The organism is Dyadobacter soli, assembly GCF_900101885.1.
Classification (GTDB): Bacteria; Bacteroidota; Bacteroidia; order Cytophagales; family Spirosomataceae; genus Dyadobacter; species Dyadobacter soli.
In genome coordinates, this window is the sequence record NZ_FNAN01000016.1 from 103089 (window position 1) to 123481 (window position 20393).

Below are 20393 nucleotides of genomic sequence, written 5' to 3' on the forward strand. Positions count from 1 at the left end.
TGTTTGATGGGCAAAGTAAAGTTATTTTAAATTTTTAAACTACTAAATTGGTAGATTAAATAGTTTAGTTAATTTTGCACACCAGCCACCATTAAACTCCGCTTCCTGCGACCGCACGTGCAGGGAGCGACTTCACTCACTTAATCAAGCATTGTCATGAAAAGGCAACTTTATCACACTTTGGAGCTGGTGGCGATTTTCTTCCTGGCCGCATTTACATTCGGCGACAGCCCCTACGAAAACGAGATCAGGCAATGGCACGAAAAGCGCATCGAGGGCCTGAAAGCGGAATCGGGCTGGCTCAACCTGGCCGGGCTATACTGGCTCGAAGAAGGCGTTAACACGTTTGGCGGCGCGGAAGGGAACGACATTCTTTTCCCGGCAGAAAAAAGCAGTCCGTTCCTGGGTGAAATTGTTTTGGAAAAAGACAAGATCACCCTCAAAGCGAAACCCGACGCACAGATTTTCAATGGCGACCAGCCCGTGACGGAGCTCGACATTTCGCCTGTGGGCAAGCCGGTAACGTTAAAGCACGGGCCGCTGCGCTGGTTTGTGATCAAGCGGGGCGAGAAGTACGCGATCCGCCTGCGCGACCTGGAAAGCGAATACCTGAAAGGCTTTACGGGCATAGAGCGCTATCCGGTACAAGAGAAATGGCGGGTTAAGGCGAAATTCGTTCCTACCAAAGGCCGCACGGTGAGCATTACCGACATTACCGGCCGTACCGACGAGCAGGTTTCGCCCGGTAAACTGGTGTTCGACGTCGATGGCAAGGAGTACAGCCTGGACGCCGTGGGCAAGCCGGAAAACCTGTTCCTGATCTTCGCCGATCAGACTAACAAGCTCGAAACCTACGGGGCGGGCCGCTTCCTTTACTCGTCCGTCGAGGCAGACGGCACGGCCTGGCTCGATTTCAACAAGGCCATCAATCCGCCTTGTGCATTTTCCCCTTATGCGACCTGCCCGCTGCCGCCGAAGCGAAACAAGCTGGCGCTGGCCGTGGTGGCAGGCGAAAAGCGCTACGGCGACCACTGATCTTCCGCCGCGTATTGGACTCCTTCCTGTTACTGATTATTTCCCTGCCTGATAAATAGCATATAAAAGTGCTTTGCTGATACGCTGGCTGGCTTTTGTGCCCAGATGGCCCTGTCCGTCGGAATCTATGCCATTCACGCCCGACGGGTCGGCGGCACTGGCCCGGTTGTCCTGGCAAATGCGCGGAACATTGGCATGCTGACAAGCTCCATCGTTGGTTTCGATCGCTTGCAGATCAAATATCACGTCTTCCTCCTTGAATGTATCTTTCATCCACCGGCCCACATTTGCTTTGGCCGTATTCCCTTCTTCCGCACTGGTGGAGTAAACCAGCGGGGGCGTGATGTGGACGAATCTCAGGCCGGGAATCTGCTGGCGTAGTTCAGACACAAAAGTATTGTACGCCATTTTTACCGAATCACGGTTAACGTCGAGGATGTCGGCGTACCCGAATTTAAAAACGGCGATTTTCAGGCTGGCTTTGCTGCGTAGCGCGGCTTCTTTGAACACCCGTATTTTTTCGTAGGGGTTGCCGTTGGGGATACCGCCCACATCGACGAAAATACCGCCACGTAGTCCCTGGACCACGTCGTTCGGCCCGAAATACTCGAACGCAATGCCGTTCGCTTTGGCGCCTTCTTCCAGATCCTGACCGACCGACTGGTGCAGAAAAAGCGTGTTCCAACTTTTGATCCGCGCCTTTTCCGCGGCAGATAGCTTGTCCCAGGCATCGATACCGGCCAGGCCTACCACGCCGGGTTGGCCATTGCCGGGATTGGTAGTACCGGGAGTTGTTTCGCCCGGGTCGGATGGATCGGAGGGGTTGTTTGCATTCGGCTGCGGGTCTCCGGCCGAACAGCCTGCCAGCAGGAGCATTAACAGAAGCTTTTTCATAGCGCAAGATGATCTTTGATAAGTCTAAATTGCGCTGGGAAACAGGTTTTTACAATCCCGAATCGATTAATGACGGTTTAAATCGATTAAATCCGATTTGCTTTGAGCGAGCGGTTGATTTGTTGCTGCAAAAGGATTTACATTTGAGTCAACTGACCGGCTCACCATGCTGCACCACACGTTTTCCTGTATGATTGTCGATGACAACGAGATTGACCGGCTTACCGCGCTGGCGCATGCCCGGCAGTATCCGGAATTGAACGTGGTAGGCGTCTTCGAATCGGCTGAAGAAGCATTGGTCCGTCTGCAAGACGCCCCCGTTGACGTGCTGCTGCTCGATGTGGATATGCCCGGGCTGAACGGACTGGAACTGCGGGAGCAATTGATGCACATTCCTGTTTGTGTATTCATTACAGCCTATCCCGACTATGCTGCGGATAGCTTCGCAGTCGATGCGTTCGATTACCTGGTCAAGCCTGTTCGGGCCGACCGGTTTGGTCACACGATGAGCCGTATCCAGCAATTTTTTGAGCTGAGGCGCAAAGCCAGGCTATTTGATCTGAGCCTGGGAGCCGACACGATATTTATCAAGGACGGGCACCGGCAGATTAAAGTGAGCCTGCACGAGGTGATCTACCTGGAAGGGTTGAAGGATTATACCCGGATCGTGACGACGACCCAGCCGTACACGGTGTTGTCGTCCATTGGCAACCTGTTGTTGACGGCACCTTTTCAGTCGTTTTTGCGGATTCATCGCAGCTATGCCGTCCAGCGGCACTACATCGACCGGATCGACACCCAGCAAATTCATGTCCGTCAGTTTGCGCTGCCGGTCGGGCGAAGTTATCGATCCGCATTGGATGCAGTCCGACCGGATGGACGGAACGAAAAATGAAAGTGACGAAATCCTGCCAAAAAATGGGACGTATTTTACTATTTCTGCTGTTGTTCCCCGTACTGTCCAGTGCTCAAAAGCAAGGTCGCGCGCTGATCGATTCGCTTGTCGCCAGACTGCCCGCGGAAGGCAACGATACGGTGAAAGCCCGGTTGTACCGCGTAATTGCCGATGAGTCGTTTTTTAGCAATGTGGATCAGGCGATGCATTACAGCCGGCTGGGTTTGCGGCACACAACCGGGATGAACTGGCCGAGGGGTATCGGGGTGTTCAACGCGTATGTTGGCCGGGCCCACAGCGACAAAGGCGATTACGACTCCTGCCGGTATTATTTTTTAAAAGCCATCACAATTTACAAAAGCCTGAACGACACGTGGAACCTGGCAAGTACGACCAATAATCTGGGGGTTGCGGAACAGAACATCCGGTCGAACTACCCGGCGGCGATGCGCTATTATTTCGAAGGCCTGGCCTATGCCGAAGTCACGGGTGATAATTACCTGATCGGCCTTTGCCTGGACAATGTTTCGGAAATCTATCGCGTCCAGAAAAACTTCCCGAAAGCGCTCCAATTCGGGCAGCGTGCGCTCGCGCTCAGGCAACGTCAGAGTTCGCCCGACATCAATGCACGACGGGAGCTGGCCGCTGCACTGACCAGCATCGCCGCTATTTACACCGAAATGAAAAACTGGCCCAAAGCCCGGCAACACGGATTTCAGGCGCTGGGCATTCATAAAGAGATAGATAACAAAGACGGTTTGGCAAAAACCTACGGGAATCTGTCCGTGGCAATGCAGCAGGACTTTGGCCAAAAAATCTCGTACGCGCTGAATGCCAAAAAAATATGGGACGAGATAAATCCGCGCCACCTGACTGCGGTGAGCAATGTGGCAAACCTCGGTATCGCTTACCTGGATTTAGTGCGTAGCGATACGCTGCAGCAGAGCCCGGTTTATCCCACCTCCCGGGCTGCCCGCCTGCAACTGGCTGAAAAATACCTGACCGAGGCGATACGGCTCAGCGCGGATAAAGGCGAAATCGGTGATCAGGCACATTTCCGGGGCAGCCTGGCTGAATTGCAGGCGCTGGCAGGAAACTTCAAAGGTGCTTACGAGAATTTCAGGTTGTACCAGGCCGTGCAGGATTCGCTGTACTCGCAGGAAGCCAAAAACAAGATTGCCGGACTGGAAGGGAAACGGGAAATCGAACTGCGGGACAAGCAACTTCAGATCAACCGATTGACCATCGACGGACAGCGACGACAACAACTTGCGCTGCTGGTCTGTGTGGGATTACTGCTGGTCATTGGAGGGTTACTCTATTGGCAGGGCCGCAGCCGCAAACGTACCAATACTACCTTGCTGCATCTGAATCAGGAACTTGACGAAGCCAACCAGGTAAAAGCGCGTTTTTTCGCGATCCTGAGTCACGATCTGCGGAGCCCCATCGCCAATCTCATCAACTTCCTGCACCTGCAACAGACCAGCCCCGATCTGCTCACCTCCGACCAGGTAAGTTTCCATCAGCAGAAAATCACCGACGCAGCCGAGGGCTTGCTCGATACCATGGAGTTGATGCTTCTATGGAGCAAGAGCCAGATGCAGCAATTCCGGCCAACGGCCAAAGTCATCCGGGTTGAAAAGCTGTTTGAATACATGAAACGGTTTTTTGCCGAGGCGACGCACGTGCAGTTCAGCTTCGAAATGCAGGATGACTTACAGGTTGTCAGCGACGAAGATTATTTGCGCACCATCCTGCAAAATCTCACCAGTAACGCCGTGAAAGCGCTACAAAACCAGCCCGACGCCCGGATCGCGTGGGAGGCCAGGCGGGAGGGAGATGAGGTAGTGTTGATTATCCGGGATAATGGCCCCGGCTTGTCTGAAAATCAGTTGCAGGTCCTGCATAACAGCGACGCGGTCGTGAGCGGCAAAACCGGATTCGGCTTGCATATGGTCCGTGACCTGGCCCGGTCGATAGCGTGTCGGATAGCTGTCGATTCCGGTGCAGATTTTGGCACGGAATTTCGACTGACGATCGGGAAAGCGTAATGCATCGCATGGTTATGTCGAAAAACTGGCCCAAATCCTTTTTTCTTCGATTTTTATAACCTTACTTTGTCTATCAAATTAATAGAATAACCGTCAGCCACCGACAGGTTTATTTTCCAGGCATCTTAACGTATCTATCATGAATGCACATTCAGTACGGATAACTATTGCTTCTTCCACGGTGGTACCCTGCCGCTTCTTCGCGAGCACCCATTGGTGTTGCTGACCACGCATTAGCTTCATTCCCCAACTCCGGAAGCAATTCCGACGACTGCCTGCAAGCGCTAAGGCCGGTTCTGCATTGACTCGCCCGCACGGCGTTTATTCATAAGCGTTACCCAATTCACTCACCTAATTCCATTACATGAAACGAGTTTTATTGTTCACAATGCTGATGCTGGCTGCCCGGCTGGCATCCGCGCAGGAAACCGTGAAAGGTTTTGTAAAAGACAACACCGGCCAGTCGCTGCCGGGGGCTACGGTCGTTCAGAAAGGCACTTCCAAATATGCCGTGACCGACCCCGACGGCAACTTCGAGATTCCCGCAGGCAAAGAATTTCCATTTACATTACAAATTAATCTCACAGGATACGAGCAGCAGGACGTCGAGGTGTATGAACTGTCCTCGGCTCCCATCGACGTAGTGCTCAAAACAGCCAACGTACTCGACCAGGTGGTGGTAATCGGCTACGGAACGCAGAAAAAGGGCGATTTAACCGGCTCCGTATCATCCATTTCCACCGGCGATCTCAAAGGCGTGCCTATCAGCTCGCTCGACCGTGTATTGCAGGGACGTGCGGCGGGTGTGCAGGTAACACAGTCGTCGGGGCAGCCGGGGAGCTCGGTCAGCATCAAGATCCGGGGTGGCAACTCGATCAACGGCGCCAACGAGCCGCTCTACGTGATCGACGGTTTTCCGGTTTATAACAACAACAGCTACGCCGATGCGGGCGTAACCAACGGCCCGACTATCAATGCATTATCCACACTAAACCCGAGCGATATCGAATCGATAGACATCCTGAAAGATGCTTCCGCCACCGCCATTTACGGTTCCCGGGGTGCGAACGGGGTAGTGATTATTACGACCAAAAAGGGCAAGCAAGGCAAAAATGTGATCACCTACGACGGCTATTATGGTGTCCAGAAAGTGCTGAAAACGCTTCCTTTAATGAATGCGCAGCAATGGGCATTGCTCAAAAACGACGCAATGGCCGACTCGAAAAAGTCGCCGGCGTTTAGTCAGGCGGAAATCGACAGCCTGGGGAGGCCGGGCGTCGGTACCGACTGGCAGGATGAGGCATTCCGCCAGGCCTCGATCCAGAACCACAGCCTTTCGTTTTCGGGAGGCGATGATAAAACGAGGTTTGCATTGAGTGGTAACTATTTCAAACAGAACGGGATATTGCATAACACGGACTTCGAACGCTATTCTTTCCGGATCAATATCGACCGCGATATGAGCAAGCGTTTCAAGCTGGGATTCAACTTTACGGGCAGCAAATCGTCGGCCCAGGTAGCGCCCGAAAACGTGGTGCCTAACCTGCTGCAAATGCCGCCTACCATGCCGGTGTACGACCCGACTTCTGCTAATGGATTCACACTCAGAAGTATTTACGACAGCCCGCTGGCCAACCCGATCGCAACGTTGTTCCTGCAAGTGAACGAAACGCACATTTTCCGCGGCTTCGGCAATGCGTATGGCGAGTACCAGATCGCCGACGGCCTCAAAGCCAAGGTGTCGCTCGGTACCGACATCCTGCTCAACAAGCAGAACCGCTACCTGCCTGCCACCTTGCAGGAAGGCAGCGGGCTCAATGGCCAGGGTATTGTGGGTAACAAAAACACCATCGGCTGGCTGAACGAGAATACATTGAGCTACAACAAGATATTCAGCGAAGACCACGCCCTCGACGCCGTGGTTGGGATCACCCAGCAGGCTTCGACTACCGAAAACACGGTTGCCCGTGCGGCCACTTTTGTCACCGACGATTTTAGCTATCACAACCTCGGCGGAGGTACCACTTTCCAGAATGCTTCTTCCAATTATTTCAAATGGACGCTGCTTTCGTACCTGGGCCGCATTAATTATACTTTCCGCAACAAATACAACCTCACGCTCACCGCCCGTGCGGACGGCTCTTCCAGGCTGGGTAAGGATAAAAAATGGGGCTTCTTTCCGTCGGCGGCGTTCTCGTGGAACCTGGGCAGGGAGGAGTTTATCCGTAATGTGCAGGAAATCAGCAATCTCAAATTCCGCGTCAGCGGCGGCGTGACGGGCAACCAGGAGATCGCGCCCTACACCTCGCTTGCGCAGGAGGCCTATTTCAGCTATTTGTTCGGCCGCAAACTCGTGGCGGGCTATGCGCCCAACGGCATTGCCAACCCGAACCTGGGCTGGGAGCAAACCGCACAATATGACGCCGGTATCGACCTCGGTTTGTTCAAAAACCGCGTAAATGTGACGTTTGACGCCTACTATAAGAAGACGACTGACCTGCTGCTGGATGTGCCTCTGCCTTACACGAGCGGTTATCCCAATGCGTTCCAGAACTACGGAAGCGTGGAAAACAAGGGTATCGAGCTGGCTATCAATACGGTGAATACCGAAGGCGCATTCGGCTGGACAACGGATTTTGTATTTTCTACCAACCGCAACAAGGTGCTGAGCCTCGGGCCTGGTGTGAGCTCGGTGATTTCGGGCGTGTCCATTGCCCAGGTAGGTTATCCGCTGGGTTCGTTTTTGGTATTGAAAACCGATGGCATCTTCCAGACGGGGGACGATATCGCCAACCTGCCTAAATTCAATGCGAACGACAAGGCCGGCAGCCAGCGGTATGTGGATGTGAGCGGTGCGGATGGCAAGCCCGACGGCACCATTACGCAGGCTTACGACCGGGTGATCGTCGGTAATGCGCAGCCGAAGTTTATTTTTGGTTTAACCAATAATTTCTCCTACAAAAACTTCGACCTGAATGTGCTGCTGCAAGGGCAGTCGGGCAACAAGGTGTACAATGCCAACCAGGCCAACCTCGAATTGGGTACCGGCTACATCAATGCTTCTACAACGATGCTCGATCGCTGGACGCCGACTAACCCGAGCAACGAAATCCACCGCGCCATCGAAAATCCGGCGGTGACGGTATCCGACCGGTTTATCGAAAATGGTTCTTACCTGCGCCTGAAAAACCTGAGCCTCGGCTATTCGTTGCCCGCAGCCGTTACGAGTAAGCTGGGTATCAGCCAGCTGCGGCTTCACGTAACTGCCCAAAACTGGGTTACCTGGACCAAATACACCGGCTATGATCCCGAAGTGAGCCGCAACGAACAGGCGACCCTCACGCAGGGCGTCGACAATGGCGTGTACCCGGCCAGCAAGACGTTTTTGGGCGGTTTGACACTCACTTTCTGATCAGTTAACGGAAAACATCACGATGAAAAAATTGCATTATATTTTACAAAAAAGCCTGCTCACCCTAGCATTGACCGCATTGCTCGTCGGCTGCGTGGATTTGGACGAATCCCCGAAATCGTTCGTCTCCTCCGACCAGTTTTTCAAAACCCAGGCCGATGCCCTCGCCGGCGTGAGCGCGATCTATTTCCGCCTCAACGCATCCGGCCAGACGCCCTACCACGTCCTGTTTTCGACCGGTATGGACATGATGAGCGACGACGTGCAGCCGGGGCCGGGCGCTACCAATGCGGATGTGCGCTCGCAGTCGGTGCTCTCGCACTCGTCCACCGGCCAGCGCGTGCGCGAGATCTGGCAGCAGCATTACGACGCCGTGAACCGTGCCAATATCGCCATTGATAAAATCCCCCAAATACCAATGGATGAAACTTTGCGCGGCCGGCTTGTGCTGGAAGCGAAGTTCCTGCGTGCATTGTTTTATTTCAACCTCGTGCGCTTGTATGGCGATGTCCCGCTGATCCTGCACGAGACTACCTCGCTCAGTCCTGCGGACCTGTACGTGGAGCGCGCGCCCGCGGATCAGGTATACGCGCAGATTATCCAGGATCTGAAAGACGCCGAGGCATTGCCCAACGAGCCGTTCGCCAAATCGGGCACGAAATATACCGCGGGCGATGCAGGCCGGGCCTCGGGCGGCGCGGCGCGGTCGCTGCTGGCGAAGGTGTACCTGACGCGCTACGACTTTACCAACGCAATCCAGAAATCGAAAGAAGTGATCGACGGGCCGTTTGGCTACGCCTTGTTCGCCGACTACGCGCATGCGTTCCTGCCTGCATACAAAAATGGTATCGAGCATATTTTCTCGGCCCAGTTCGAATCCAATGCCGATTCCCACGGTAACAACCAGGCCATGCGAGAGGCGCCGACGGGCATTCCGGGCCTGAACGGCAACTTCGCCGAGCAGCCGCTTCCGGGTATTTACGAATTGTATTCACCGAAAGACAAGCGCCGGGATGTTTCGTTCATTACCTCTATTGTGAGCCCGGCAAACGGGCAAACTTACCAGCTCACCGTGAAGGACCCGGCCACGGGCGGTACGAAACCCAACCCGCATTTCAACAAATGGTGGGACCCCGCGCAGGCCGGTAACCTGTCGCAATCGGCTGCCAACGTGTCGATATTGCGCTTTTCGGACGTGCTGCTGATCCACGCCGAAGCGGAAAACGAGCAGAATGGCCCCACTGCGGCGGCCTATGCTTCCTACAATACCGTACGCAACCGCGCAGGACTGCCCGATCTCGCCAAAGGCCTCACGCAAGCGCAGTTCCGCGACTCGCTGCGGGTAGACCGCCGCCTGGAATTTGTTTTCGAATACTCCCGCTGGTTCGACCTCATTCGCTACAAGCCGCTCACGGGCCCGGACGCTTACCTGATCAAATCTCTGCACGCCGCCGGAAAAACCAACGCCCAGCCCAAGCATTACCTGTACCCGATCCCGCAGCAGGAGATTGATAACAACCCGAAGCTGCAAGGGCATCAGAACCCGGGGTGGTAGTACAATAGGACGTTTTGAAACTCTAAATAACCAATTGCAATGAAAAAGCTGATTTTAACGGCGCTCGTGGCGGCTCAGGGGTTCTGGCACGCGGAGGCGCAGCAAACACAGGTAGCCCGGCGGCCTAATATCATCCTCATTTACACCGACGACCAGCGTTTCGACGCATTGAGCGTGGTGCAGAAGGAGCAAGGCGATAAAGCACGTTTCCCGTGGTTCGCCACGCCCAACCTCGACCGCCTCGCCAGTGAAGGGGTGCGGTTCCGGAATGCATTTGTGATCAATTCGCTGTGCTCGCCCAGCCGCTCGACGATGCTCAACGGGCGTTACAACCATTTGAACGGCATTGCCAACAACCATACCGGGCTCACCGACACGACCCGCACGTATGCGACCGAGCTGCGCAATGCCGGTTACCGCACGGCTTTTTTCGGCAAATGGCATATGGGTAAAGAAACCGGCAAGCGCCCGGGTTTCGACTATTCGGCCAGCTTCGTAGGGCAGGGGCAATATTTCGATTGCCCGATCGAGATCGATGGCAAACCGGAGCCGAGCAAAGGCTGGGTGGACGACGTTTCAACCACTAACGCGATCGAATACATCCGGCAGCACCAAAGCGAGACGTTCCTGGTAACACTCGCTTTCAAATCCGGGCACGGGCCATTCCAGCCACCGGTGCGCCATAAGGATACATTTGCGAATGTAAAACTGACCAAACCCGCCACCGAAATCCTCGATTCGCCTTACAAGGGCCAGATCGAAACGCCGCGGCGCCAGAATGGCAACGGAGGACAGAATGCACCTCAAAATGCCACTCAATCCGCCTCCTGGACGGAAAACAACGATCAGAAGATTCGGAATTATTTCGGTGCATTGAAAGGTGTAGACGAAAACGTAGGCCGTGTGCTGCGCACGCTCGATTCACTGAAACTGGATCAGAATACGGTGGTTATTTTTTCCAGCGACAATGGCTTCTTCTTCGGCGAGCACGGCCTGGGCGACAAGCGCGCGGCTTATGAAGAATCGATCCGCATCCCATTGCTGGTACGGTACCCGGCCCGTTTTCCGAAAGGCAAAAAAATCGACAAGATTGTGCTGAACCTCGATAATGCGCCCACCTTGCTCGATTTGGCGGGCGTTCAGGCACCGGCTTCATTCCAGGGCAAAAGCTGGGTGCCGCTCATTGAGGAAAAGGCGAAAGATTGGCGGACCTCGTTCCTTTACGAATATTTCTACGAAACGCCGTACAACACGCCCACCATCAAAGCCATCCGCACCGAAACGGGCAAGCTGATCCAGTATCCCGGCGAAGAAGGCTGGTCGGAGCTGTATGACCTTTCCCAAGATCCCAACGAGACGACGAACCTCTACCAGTCGCAAAGCGGCGAAAAGCTGAAAAAGCAGCTATTGACCGAGCTGGGCAAGCAGGAGAAAGCGACCGGTTACGTGAATCCGGATTACGCCGACGCGCGCCCGGTCGATGAGAAAGGCCAGTACAAACGACCGGCAAAGGAACCGCTTCCATGATGCCGAAACTCATCACTCATTCGTTTTCGGCAGAATTGCACCCGCTGCAAAATACCGGTCCAATACGCGCTGCGGTTGTTTTGCGCCTATGTTGAATGACATAATCGGGAGTGCGGCGATCATTGCGCCGGTAGTAGGCCGGATGAGCAGATCATTCTAAGGAAGAAAAAGTGCAGCCCCAACAACTACCAAAAAGTATAGTCCGCCGTATTTTCCGCCAAGTCTACCAGATCAATACGTCAGCAAGCACGCAGCCGGAAGTTTCGGAAACCAGTGGTACGGTTTCCGAATTTCCAGCTGCGCTATGCCCGAAATGCACTGGCGCAATTTGGAGTGGCCTATATTTGTATATTAATTCTATCAAAATAGTATATTAATATATCGTTGTGAAAAGACTAACCTTTCTATTGCTGCTGCTCGCATCGGCCCTCACCGTGCAGGCCCAGCACACCGCGCCCAAAAACATCGTAAAAGCCGACGACCAGGCATTAGCCAAAATCAAAGCCGGCAAAGCGTACCTCGTGGACGTACGCACACCTGAGGAATTCGACGGCGGGCATTTGCAATACGCCAAAAACATCAATTTCAACAGCCCGGATTTCAAAGCGCAGATCTCCAAGCTCGACAAGCACAAACCCGTGTACCTCTATTGCCGCTCCGGCAACCGCAGCGGCAAGGCCACCGACACATTACATGCGCTCGGCTTTCACTCCTATTACAACATCGGCGGTTTCGAACAGCTAAAAGCCGAAGGCTTCCCAGCCGAGCAGCTGCAAACCAGCGCGGGAGGAAGTCATTTCCGGTAATGAGGGGGAGGAAGGGAGGAAGGGAGGATGGAGGATGGAGGATGGAGGAAGGGGAGGAAAGGGAAGTAGGGGAGGAAAGGGAGGAAGGACACAGGCGAAAAAGACAATTAAACCTAACATGTATGAATTTTATGAATGGAACCTTGCGGAAGCGTGGGGGGAGGTATTATCTCGGGATTTTGCTGTGGCTGACGCTCGGTTCGGCGGCATTTGCGGGTTCGGGCGAGCTCACGGGCAAGGTTACTGACAAAGATGGCGCGGCTTTGCCGGGTGTCAATATCCAGATCAAAGGCACCACGCAGGGCACGGTGACCGATACCGACGGCAATTTCCATCTTGATGTGGGCGAAGGGCAGGAGCTCGTCGTGTCGTTTATCGGTTATGTGAGCCAGCAGCTGCGGCCGGGCAGTAAAAGCAACCTCACGGTGAAGCTCGAAACCGACCAGCGGCAACTGAATGAGGTCATTGTGGTGGGTTATGGCACGCAGGAGCGCAAGAATGTAATCGGCTCCATTACCAAGGTGGACCCTACCGATGTGAAAAGTATTCCCGTGGGCAGTTTCGACGCCCAGCTGCAAGGAAAAGTTCCCGGCGTGCAGATTACCTCCAACACCGGCGTGCCGGGCGAGGCGGTGACGGTGCGCGTCCGGGGCGCTACATCCATCAATGGCGACAACGACCCGCTGTACGTGATCGACGGCGTGTTCATGAACAGCAACAGCATGCAAACCACCAACACCGGTGGCAAGGCTACCTCGCCCATTGCCGACATCAACCCCAACGACATCGAAAGCCTGGAAGTGCTCAAAGACGCCGAAGCGACCGCATTGTACGGCTCGCGCGGCGCGAATGGCGTGATTTTGATTACTACTAAAAGAGGTAAATACAACCAGAAGGCCAAAGTGAGCCTGAATGCTTCCTATGGCTGGGCCAAAGCGGCCAAGCTCTGGGACCTCACCACCGGCCCCGAGCATGCACAGCTCGTAAACGAGTGGTGGATCAATACCGGCAAGGATACGCCTTCGCTGAACCGCACCGAGGCTAACCGCCCGTTCCGCCCCGTTTCGGAAGGCGGCCGAGGCCTGCCCGAAGAGCAGAAGACCTACGACAGGCTGGGCGAGGTTTTTCAAACGGCGCCTTTGCAGAATTACGACCTGTCGGTTTCCGGCGGGACGGCTTCCACCAAGTATTACATCGGAGGCGGCTACACGAGCCAGGAATCGATTTTGAAACCTATTACATTCAATAGGGCGAGCTTTAAGGTGAACCTCGACCAGAAGATTTCGGACAAAATCCAGGTGGGTGTGAGCAACAGCTTCGCGCGTACGTTCCGCAACCAGGCACGCGCAGGCGACGGTCCCGCGGGCGGACTTTTGCAGGCTGCATTGCATACGCCTACCTATCTTTCTCCTACCAATGAAAACGGCGAACTGGTAGGCCGGGCGGGTTTCGACAACGTGACCTTGCTGCTCGATAACTACGATGTGAACTCGGTGAGCTTGCGCTATATCGGTAACCTCTACGCCGAGGCCGAGATTTTGCCTAACCTCAAATTCCGCACGAGCTGGGGGCTGGATTTCAATAATTATGATGAAAACGAATATTGGAATACCTACCTGATCACCGGCAGCCCTAATGGCTTTGCGTCCGCGAACAACGGCCAGGCTACGACGTGGCTCAATGAACAGACACTTTCCTATCGCCAGAAAATCGGTACGAAACATACCTTCGGCATTTTGCTGGGAAACACCATTCAAAGCGATTTGAACACCGGTACCACGGCGACGGGACGCGGTTTTGCCAGTAATTCTTTCAAACTGATTTCCTCGGCCGCTACTACCACGGGTTCGAGCAGCTGGTCGAAGAAAAACCTCGCGTCGTTCTTCTCCCGCGTGGATTATAACTACGGCGGCAAATACCTGCTCGATTTCAGCATTCGTGCAGATGGTTCGTCGAGCTTCGGTGCCGACCGCAAATGGGGCTATTTTCCTTCGATAGGCGGCGGCTGGCGTGTAAAACAGGAGGATTTTCTCAAAAATGTGGCCGCTATCAGCGATTTGAAGATCCGGGCAAGTTACGGGGTGACGGGTAACCAGAATGGCCTGGGCAGCTTCGCGGCACTCGGCCTATGGGGCAGCGGATCGTCGTACCAGGGTAATCCGGGCATTGCGCCGCAGCAGCTGGCGAATCCCGATCTGCAATGGGAGCGTACCAACCAGTTGAATGCAGGTGCGGACATCGCATTCTTCGGCGACCGGCTGGGTATCGAGTTCAATGTGTACCGCAAATACACCAGCAATGGGCTGCTCTCGCTCACATTGCCTGCCACCACCGGTTTTGCGAACTACCGCAGCAACACCGCCGAAATCAGCAACAAGGGTTTCGAGCTGGCGATCCGCTCGGTGAATTTTCAGAACAATACCTTTTCATGGATCACGACTTTCAATGTGGCGCGGAATATCAATAAAATCGAAAAGCTGGAAAACCCGCTCGAATATGGTAGCCGGAGCCTGATCCTGCTGCAACAGGGCCACCCGCTCTATTCTTTCTGGGTTTACAAACAATTGTACGTCGATCCGCAGACAGGTAACACCGTTTACGAGGACGTGAACAAAGACGGCAAGATCACCGTAGCCGACCGGCAGATCAACGGCAGTATCTGGCCCAAGTTCTTCGGCGGGCTGACCAACTCGGTAACCTACAAAGGTTTCGACCTGAATGCATTCCTCGCATTCAGCTACGGCAACAAGGTTTATAACCACAACAAGTTCTTCGGCGAAGGCGGCGGCGCCCGCGATGCGGCACGTGTGATTTTCGCAAGCAACAATGCGCGCTGGCAGAAACCCGGCGATATTACCGACGTGCCCCGCCCCGACGGCGTGAATGTGAACAACTACCGCGACGGCGGCAGCCGCTGGCTGGAAGACGGCTCGTTTGTGCGGCTGCGCAACATTACCCTGGGCTATACGGTGCCGGTGCGGCACATCAGCTCGCTCCGCATTTACGCTACGGCCAGCAACCTGTTTACCATTACCAAATACACCGGCCTCGATCCTGAATCGAGCTCGTCGAGCGCGCAGAACGAGCAGGGCATAGACCTGGGCACGCCGCCGCAGCCCCGCAGCTTTCAACTGGGCCTTAACCTGACTTTTAATGATTGATACTATGAAAGCATTCAAATACATCCTGCCGCTTTCCCTGCTGATCGGGCTTGGCTCGTGCAATAAATTCCTCGACGTACAGCCTCGTTCGTCCATTTCAGACGACCAGACGATCATCGATAAGGCCTCTGCGGAAACTGCCGTCAATGGCGTCTACAATTCGTTCCGGGGCTATTACAGTATCGATTTCCAGTCGGTAGGTTACCTCTCGGGCGACAATATTCAATGGACGGGTTCGCAATCGCAGATCCAGGAGTTTATCAACCACCGGGTGAATGCCGAAAACTCGACGATTTCGTCCGTTTGGAGCGGCATTTACAGCACGCTCAACCGCATTAACCACGTCATTGAAAAAGTACCCAACGTGCAGGACCCGCTCCTGACCGCTCCGCTAAAAAACAAGCTCATTGGCGAAGCCAACTTCCTCCGTGCATTGGCCTATTTTGACCTGGCGCGCATCTGGGGCGGCGTGCCGATCGTCACCAAACCTACCGCGACGCCCTCCGACAACCGCGGCATCGAGCGCGCCACGCAGGAGCAGGTGTATGCGCAGGTACTGGCCGACCTGAATGCCGCCGAGCCACTGCTGCCCGCCACCACGGACCGTTTCCGCGCCACGCAAAAGACGGTTTGGGCATTGAAAGCGCGGTATTATCTGTACCAGAAGGATTTCGCAAAAGCGGAGGAATATGCGTCGAAAGTGATTGCCGATGCGGCTAATTATCAGTTGGTAAAGCCTTATAATGCATTCTTTGCCAACGACGCCCGTGGTACCAGCGAATCGGTGTTCGAGATTTTTTACAGTGTAAACGAAACGAACAGTCATAGGGGCCAGTGGCAGCCGCAGGAAAAAGGCGGTACGCGGCAATGGGCGCCTAACGACGCTTTCGTGGCATTGGTGAACGACCCGGAAATCGGCGGGAACCGCAACACGCTCGTGGCGAAGGACAACCAGGGCCGCTGGTACGGCAATATGTACTACCGCAGTCCCGCCACCGATCCGACGTTCGTGATACGCATTGCCGAACTGTTCCTCATACGTGCGGAAGCGCGGGCGCACACGGGCTCCCTCGCAGGTGCACTCACCGACCTGAACGCGATCCGCGAACGCGCGGGCATTGCGAAAAGCACCGCCGCAACCTCCGAACAACTGCTGCTTGCCATTGAAAACGAGCGCCGCATCGAGTTTGCACTGGAACCGCACCGGTGGTTCGACCTCGTGCGCACCGGCCGCGCCGCCGCTGTGCTCAGCGTGACCGACGCGAACCGCCTGCTGCTCCCGATCCCGGCCGAGCAATTGCTGATCGACAAGGCTTTGAAACAAAATCCCGGCTATTAATCCTGAACCCATGACACAAACCTCAGTTTACCAGCAACCCGCGTCGGGGCGCCCGGCTGGTGCCGACGCATTGCATGGCACCGCAACGCCCGGCGCTTGGAGCGCTCCGGAAAAGCTACTCTTCCGCGTTGCCTTCATTTATTTCGCCATTCAGAGCATTCCGCTGGATTGGAAATATTATTACCGCGTTTTCCAGATCAACTGGCTGAACCTCACCTACGGCGATATTTTCGATCTGGCGCGTTACCAGCCGCGGTTTTTCGGTGCGCAGGATACTTTTGCCAACTGGCTCGTGGTGCTGGTGATCGCCATTGCCGGTGCGGTGGTTTGGGGTAACCGCGATAAGGATCGGAGGGATTACAACCAGCTCTATTACTGGCTGCGCGTGATCGTTCGTTACCGCCTGGCGGCCGGGCTGATCGCCTATGGTTTTATCAAATTCTTCCCATTGCAGGCGCCTTTGCCGTCGATCAGCAACCTCAACACGGCCTACGGCGATTTCAGTGCCTGGAAGCTGTTTGCGATGAGCCTGGGTGTGGTACCGAACTATGAATCGTTTTTAGGGCTGATCGAACTGCTGGGCGGGTTGCTTTTGCTCCACCGCAAAACCACCACGATCGCAACGCTGATCATCATTCCGTTTACAGGAAATGTGTTTTTTTCCAACCTGGCCTACGAAGGCGGCGAGTATGTTTACAGCTTCTACCTCATCGTACTCGCATTGTTCCTTTTCGCATTCGACGCCAGCAGGCTCTTCCGGCTGCTCACACTCGAAAAGCCTACGGTGCCGAACCTGGTGAAGCCGGATTTCCGTGATACAAGGTTGAAATACGGCCGCATTGCATTGAAAGCGGCATTTATACTCTTCTTCGTGGTGGTTTACGGCTCCAAAACCTACGCTGGCTACCATTCCAATGCATACCAATATCCTTCGAAACCGGGCCTTGCGCAGGCTGCCGGGCTGTATAATGTGGAGCAATTTGTGCTCAATGGGGATACGCTGGCCTATTCGCCGCTGGACTCCGTGCGGTGGAAGGATGTGGTGTTCGAGAAATGGTCGACGATCAGTATCCGTTCGGCCAGGCCGCTGGTGATCGATTCCACGAATGTGGAACAGATCCATTTCGATGATGCCAGACGGAACTTCGAATTCGCCGGATCGGGCGGGCGGAACTACTATGGTTATGAGTTGGACGAGAATGCCAGGACATTGAAACTGACCAATAAAGTGAATGCCGCCGATCAGTTACAGCTGCATTACAGCCGTCCCGACAGCGCTACCATTCTCCTCTCCGGTATCAGCAATGGCAGCGATTCTTTGCAGGTGGTTTTGAAGAAAATTGATAAAAAATACCTGTTCCGGGAAGTGAAAAAAGTAGGCCGCCGGGGTGAGTTTAAACTGTAAATCAAAACATTAAAAATATGTCAACGATCAGAACAAGCGCCGACGATCTGACGCTCGCGGAAAACGGGCACGCGGCGGAGAGCGATAGCGCACCCGCCGCCGTCAGCAGCTGGCCCGAATGGCAGAAAATCCTTTTCCGCATTGCCTTTGTGTTTTTCCTGGCCATGTCCATCCCCAACAGCGCCGGCTGGTACACCGACCTCGTCACTTTCGACTGGACGCGCCTGCATTACCGCGATGTGTACGATATCGCGCGCTTCGGCTCCGGGCTCGACCTCTTCGGCCGTACACTTTTCGGCAGCACCATGGAAGGTTACGCCACGTGGATCATCACATTGCTGGCTTCCATTGGGGCCGGGCTGGTATGGACGGTGATTGTGAAAGCGATCAAGCGCGAGCCGAAGGCGTATAACCTGCTCTATTACTGGATTCGCGTGGTGGTGCGCTACCGTGCGGGCATTGGCATTATTGGTTTTGGATACACCAAACTGATGCCCACGCAAATGCCTTACCCATCGTTCGGATTGCTGAATACCAACTTCGGCGATTTTACATTACAAAAAATCTACTGGCTCTCGGTCGGTATTGTGCCCTGGTACCAGGTGTTTGCGGGCGTCGTGGAGCTTACGGCGGGCATTTTGCTCTTTTTCCGCGGTACTACCATGTTGGGCGCCATTCTGCTGCTCGGCGCATTGGGGGATATTGTGTATGTAAACTTCGCTTATGACGGCGGCGTGCATGTGTACAGCTCGTATTTTGTGCTGCTGGCGGCGTTTTTGTTGATTAAGGATATTCCAAAACTCTGGAACCTGCTTATCCTGGAACGTTTTACCGTTCCTGACAACTATTACCCTGCATTTTCGCAGAAATGGCAACGTTATACGCGCACCGGCTTGAAAGCCGGCGTTCTGGGCCTGTTCGTGTGCTATTTGTTCTGGTTGCAATATGTCAATTTCAAATATGATCCTTACAAACAGCCTTCCACAGCGGGTATCAAAGCATTGCGCGGTAACTATAATGTCACCGAATTCAAAATCAATAACAAAGAAATCGCTTACTCGCCGACCGATACCGTGAGATGGCAATGGGCGACGTTCGAGAAATGGACGACATTGACATTTAAAGTAAACAAACCCACCCCGCTCGACCTCTCCAACGGCGGCGGCGCACCCATGCGCGACCTCGGCCGGACTTTCGAGCTCACCGGCACCGGAGGAGGCCAGCGCGTGTTCCATTACCTGGCCGATACGCTCGAACACACCTTGTATTTGCAGGATAAATATGCAAGAAACGGCCCGCGCGACGGCGTAGGGCAGTTGCAACAGCGCGAGGCACGCCAGGGACAGGCCGGTGCCGGCGAGGGTACGCGCGCCGCACGTGAAGGGGCACACACGGAAGGCGAACAGCCACAGCAAAGCGGCAAACGGGGTAATGGGCGCGAGGGAAACAGCCGCAACTGGATCAGTAAAGCCGCATTGGCGCGGATAGGGGACGAAAACAGGATGATCGACCCGCTGGGGCAATCTGCCCGCCGCGAGCGTGAGTTTGCCGGCAAGCAGCGCCGCGACAAACGCAAGCGGATGATCCTCACTTACTCGACCACCGACGGCTCGCGCGTGATCCTCAAAGGTATCAACGAGAAAAAAGATTCCATTTACGTGGTGCTCGACCGGGTGGAGCGACCTTACGTTTTGGCTAAAAGCACGCTCAATGCAGGGAAATATGATTAAGTTCATCGGCAGCGTGGTGGTGTTCGCCACGCTGTCGATTACGGGTATGAGTCTGAGATTCAGCCAGCAACGCTCCCGAGCGTTGCCGGCTGATACCCTTTCACAGCCAGCGCGTTTCGGTTTCGGTCGCGCGGCAACGGAAGCGGAAATCGCCGCGGTCGACATCGACGTCCGCCCCGACGGTAAAGGACTGCCGAAAGGGGAGGGCAATGCACTGGAAGGCAAGGCGATTTATGCATTGAAATGCGGCGGCTGCCATGGCGCCACAGGCACCGAGGGACCGAACGACCGGCTCGTGGTGGGCGATACTACCAAAGGCGGTGCAAGGCGGATCAAAGCCATTGGAAACTACTGGCCGCATGCAACTACCGTTTTCGATTATATCCGGCGGGCAATGCCATTCAACCAGCCCGGCTCACTGACCGACCGCGAGGTGTACAGCCTCACCGCCTTCCTGCTCCATGCCAATGGCCTGTGGGACGAAAAGGCTGTTCTGAATGCAAAAAACCTTCCGAAAATTCAAATGCCCGCCCGCGACAAGTTCGTCCCCGATGACCGGAAAGACGGCCCTGAAATACGATAA

General features: G+C 54.7%; 13 protein-coding genes. 12 read left to right on the forward strand and 1 reads right to left on the reverse strand.

The window, feature by feature from the left end:
• The first annotated feature begins 156 nt into the window (after nt 1-156).
• Nucleotides 157-1035: a DUF1684 domain-containing protein gene (locus tag BLQ88_RS24970; protein ID WP_090155586.1), complete on the forward strand. Its 879-nt coding sequence runs from the start codon at nt 157-159 to the stop codon at nt 1033-1035.
• 36 nt (nt 1036-1071) lie between these two features.
• Here the strand turns inward: BLQ88_RS24970 and BLQ88_RS24975 are convergent, their stop codons facing one another.
• Entirely contained in the window at nt 1072-1929 is an 858-nt protein-coding gene (locus BLQ88_RS24975) for a hypothetical protein (protein WP_090155588.1), read from the reverse strand.
• Between the two features lie 190 nt (nt 1930-2119).
• Here BLQ88_RS24975 and BLQ88_RS24980 point away from each other — a divergent pair, with 190 nt between their 5' ends.
• From BLQ88_RS24980 to BLQ88_RS25030, 11 genes are all read left to right on the forward strand, one after another.
• Nucleotides 2120-2824 (forward strand): LytR/AlgR family response regulator transcription factor, encoded by a 705-nt coding sequence (locus tag BLQ88_RS24980; protein ID WP_229212849.1) that lies wholly within the window; start codon nt 2120-2122, stop codon nt 2822-2824.
• Nucleotides 2825-2847: 23 nt separating this feature from the next.
• Nucleotides 2848-4875 (forward strand): sensor histidine kinase, encoded by a 2028-nt coding sequence (locus tag BLQ88_RS24985; RefSeq protein ID WP_090155735.1) that lies wholly within the window; start codon nt 2848-2850, stop codon nt 4873-4875.
• Nucleotides 4876-5239: 364 nt separating this feature from the next.
• Nucleotides 5240-8287, forward strand: coding sequence for a SusC/RagA family TonB-linked outer membrane protein (locus BLQ88_RS24990; RefSeq protein WP_090155591.1), 3048 nt, complete (start codon nt 5240-5242; stop codon nt 8285-8287).
• Between the two features lie 22 nt (nt 8288-8309).
• Nucleotides 8310-9842 (forward strand): RagB/SusD family nutrient uptake outer membrane protein, encoded by a 1533-nt coding sequence (locus BLQ88_RS24995; protein ID WP_090155593.1) that lies wholly within the window; start codon nt 8310-8312, stop codon nt 9840-9842.
• A 39-nt stretch (nt 9843-9881) separates the two neighbouring features.
• Nucleotides 9882-11369 (forward strand): sulfatase family protein, encoded by a 1488-nt coding sequence (locus BLQ88_RS25000; protein WP_090155595.1) that lies wholly within the window; start codon nt 9882-9884, stop codon nt 11367-11369.
• Between the two features lie 386 nt (nt 11370-11755).
• The gene (locus BLQ88_RS25005; RefSeq protein ID WP_090155597.1) at nt 11756-12175 is read left to right on the forward strand and encodes a rhodanese-like domain-containing protein; all 420 of its coding nucleotides are present in this window, start codon (nt 11756-11758) and stop codon (nt 12173-12175) included.
• A 122-nt stretch (nt 12176-12297) separates the two neighbouring features.
• Nucleotides 12298-15336, forward strand: coding sequence for a SusC/RagA family TonB-linked outer membrane protein (locus BLQ88_RS25010; protein WP_090155599.1), 3039 nt, complete (start codon nt 12298-12300; stop codon nt 15334-15336).
• A 4-nt stretch (nt 15337-15340) separates the two neighbouring features.
• Nucleotides 15341-16675: a RagB/SusD family nutrient uptake outer membrane protein gene (locus BLQ88_RS25015; RefSeq protein WP_229212850.1), complete on the forward strand. Its 1335-nt coding sequence runs from the start codon at nt 15341-15343 to the stop codon at nt 16673-16675.
• Nucleotides 16676-16685: 10 nt separating this feature from the next.
• The gene (locus BLQ88_RS25020) at nt 16686-18080 is read left to right on the forward strand and encodes a hypothetical protein (protein ID WP_090155603.1); all 1395 of its coding nucleotides are present in this window, start codon (nt 16686-16688) and stop codon (nt 18078-18080) included.
• 17 nt (nt 18081-18097) lie between these two features.
• Nucleotides 18098-19810 carry a hypothetical protein gene (locus BLQ88_RS25025; protein WP_090155605.1) on the forward strand — a complete coding sequence of 571 codons (1713 nt, stop codon included), beginning with the start codon at nt 18098-18100 and terminating at the stop codon, nt 19808-19810.
• A complete protein-coding gene (locus tag BLQ88_RS25030) occupies nt 19803-20393 on the forward strand; it encodes a c-type cytochrome (protein WP_229212851.1) in 591 nt (196 codons plus the stop codon). The genes BLQ88_RS25025 and BLQ88_RS25030 overlap by 8 nt, the downstream gene beginning before the upstream one ends.